At 43.8% G+C, this 2,398-nt stretch carries 2 protein-coding genes; both read left to right on the forward strand.

The window, feature by feature from the left end:
- The first annotated feature begins 425 nt into the window (after positions 1–425).
- Positions 426–1,082, forward strand: coding sequence for a 2OG-Fe dioxygenase family protein (locus AB4653_RS25010; protein WP_009846467.1), 657 nt, complete (start codon positions 426–428; stop codon positions 1,080–1,082).
- Positions 1,066–2,301 (forward strand): cysteine desulfurase-like protein, encoded by a 1,236-nt coding sequence (locus AB4653_RS25015; RefSeq protein WP_009846468.1) that lies wholly within the window; start codon positions 1,066–1,068, stop codon positions 2,299–2,301. Before AB4653_RS25010 ends, AB4653_RS25015 begins: the two co-directional genes overlap by 17 nt.
- The last annotated feature ends 97 nt before the right edge of the window (positions 2,302–2,398 follow it).

Consider the following 2,398-nt stretch of genomic DNA (forward strand, 5'->3'; position numbering starts at 1 on the left):
ATTTCAGTTTGTTGTGTAAATAATCAATAGTTTGGCAACTGATAGGTAGATCGTATTTCGATGTGCAAATCATAGAAATGAATGTGGCAACCGTGGTGCCTGAGTTCATGCAAGGAGGCTGGCGTATTGAAGTGAAAGGGCCGACACAATATGAAACTTGTCTTTCTAGTTAATAATATCGTTATTATTTAAATTGTAGGTATTTATAACTGGTTAGTGGAGTGTGCTAGTTTTAAGAGTTGGTCATCTTTTATTCTGGTGTTATACACTGCTTTTTATTTCTAGATTGGATTTAGTGTCTGAATTATTAAATCTGACGGGATAAATGATTGTTTAATGTTGATTTGGCAAGATCTTCAAGTATCCTTTATGTAAATAAAACGTTAAATATCGAAAGTTAATTAACAATCATTAAGGAGTCGATGATGTTACATGCTCACGAAAATACCCTACATATTACCCACCTCAGTAACCATGCAGTTAAGGAGTTGTCACCTTCATTCTCTAAGCTACCAAGCACAGAGCATGCAGATGGCCAGTTCCGATTGAGAAGGTACTCAGTGGTTGAATTCAGTAATGGACAAGTCGTTGAGCTAGACAAACATAACTTTGTTCAGTCTGAAAACATTAATCACTTTCAAGGTGATGTTGTTCGTCAGTTCGAGCCGATTGAAGCGAATATTCTAAGCAGCGAAGGCATGCAAGAGATGTGTGAACTGTTTATTGAAACCAACGGGCTTGAAGACGGGCAAGAAATCGAAATTCATCAGATCCGCATTGCCGCTATTTTTGAAGAAACTCAGGTTGCCCCTGAAGGTGTCCACCAAGATGGTTTTGACCATATCGCTTTGATCGGTGTGAACCGTCACAACATTGTGGGCGGTGAAATCATGCTGTATCAAGATTCACATGAAGCGCCATTCTTTAGAAAGGTGTTGGGCGATGGCGAGGTTGCGATGCTGGCAGACAGTAAGCTTTGGCACAATGCACAACCGATTCGCACCATAGACCACGATGAGATGGGCTATATGGATGTGTTTGTTCTAACAGCTAAGGATGCGCGCAATGTCCTTCACTCTTAATGATGTGCGCCAACAGTTTAGTGCTTTAGGCCAATATCATAACGGCAAGCCTGTGACCTTTTTTGATGGGCCAGGTGGATCTCAGGTGCCAGAAAATGTTTTAGCTTCGATGACCGAATACCTAGGACATTTCAATTCAAACCTAGGCGGCCACTATTTTTCTAGCCAAAAGACGACGAGCTTAATGCAGAAAGCGCGAGAAGCGGCGCAAGCACTGCTTAATGCTGAATCTTCTGGCAACGTTGTGTTCGGTGCGAACATGACATCGTTGACCTTCCAACTTAGCCGAGCGATCAGCCGCGATTGGAAAGAGGGCGATGAAGTTATCGTCACGGCGTTAGATCATTACTCGAATGTTTCGAGCTGGCAGCAAGCGGCAGACGACAAAGGCGCGATTGTTCGCCAAGTTCGCGTAGACGAGTCGGATTGCAGTTTGAATATGGCGCATTTTGAATCGCTGCTTAACGAGAAAACCAAGCTTGTCGCGGTGACGTTTGCTTCGAACACGACAGGCTCGATTGTCGACATGGCAAAAGTTATTGAGCTTGCACATCAGCATGGCGCGCAGGTTTATGTCGATGCCGTGCATTACGCACCGCATCATTTGATTGATGTTCAGCAACTGAATTGTGATTTCTTAGCGTGTTCAGCGTATAAGTTCTTCGGCCCGCATGTGGGCATTGCTTATGTTGCGCCTCAATGGCTACACACGTTAAAGCCTTACAAGGTTGAGCCTGCAACCAATATCGGCCCAGGTCGATTTGAGACAGGTACGCAAAGCTTCGAAGGCCTTGCCGGTGTGATTGCGGCGGTAGATTACTTGGCGCAGTTAGGTGATCCAGCCGATTCATTGCGTTCTCGTTTAGAGCAAAGCTACGCGCTGTATAATAAGCATGAAAGCCAACTCAGTGAGTACTTCCTTAAACGCTTGTCCGATCTTGAAGGGGCAAAGCTTTACGGAAAAACCGAATTTGATTCGAACCTAAGAACCCCAACCTTTGCGATTACCTTTGAGAACCATTCTCCAGAGTTCATCGCCAAGAAGTTGGGTGAGCATAATATCTGTGTGTGGAATGGTCACTTCTACGCACTAGGATTGGTAAAGCAATTGGGTATTGAAGAGCAGGGCGTGGTGCGTATTGGTTGTATGCATTACAACTCGATTGAAGAGATCGACTTGTTGTTTAATGTGCTTGAAGGGATCTTGCGAAGCCACTAGCTGGAGTAATTAGCAAGAAGTCACTAGTACTTTAATAGCGACAAAATTAGAAAAGAGCATACTTCTCTCAATAATATTGAGTAGGAAGTATGCTCTT

It is taken from the genome of Vibrio sp. 10N.222.48.A3 (assembly GCF_041475345.1).
In the GTDB taxonomy this organism is placed as follows: domain Bacteria; phylum Pseudomonadota; class Gammaproteobacteria; order Enterobacterales; family Vibrionaceae; genus Vibrio; species Vibrio tasmaniensis_A.

Excerpts from the sequence above, each read along its gene's own strand:
- AB4653_RS25010 (WP_009846467.1), top strand. The coding sequence starts at position 426 with ATGTTACATGCTCACGAAAATACCCTACATATTACCCACCTCAGTAAC.
- AB4653_RS25015 (WP_009846468.1), top strand. The coding sequence starts at position 1,066 with ATGTCCTTCACTCTTAATGATGTGCGCCAACAGTTTAGTGCTTTAGGC.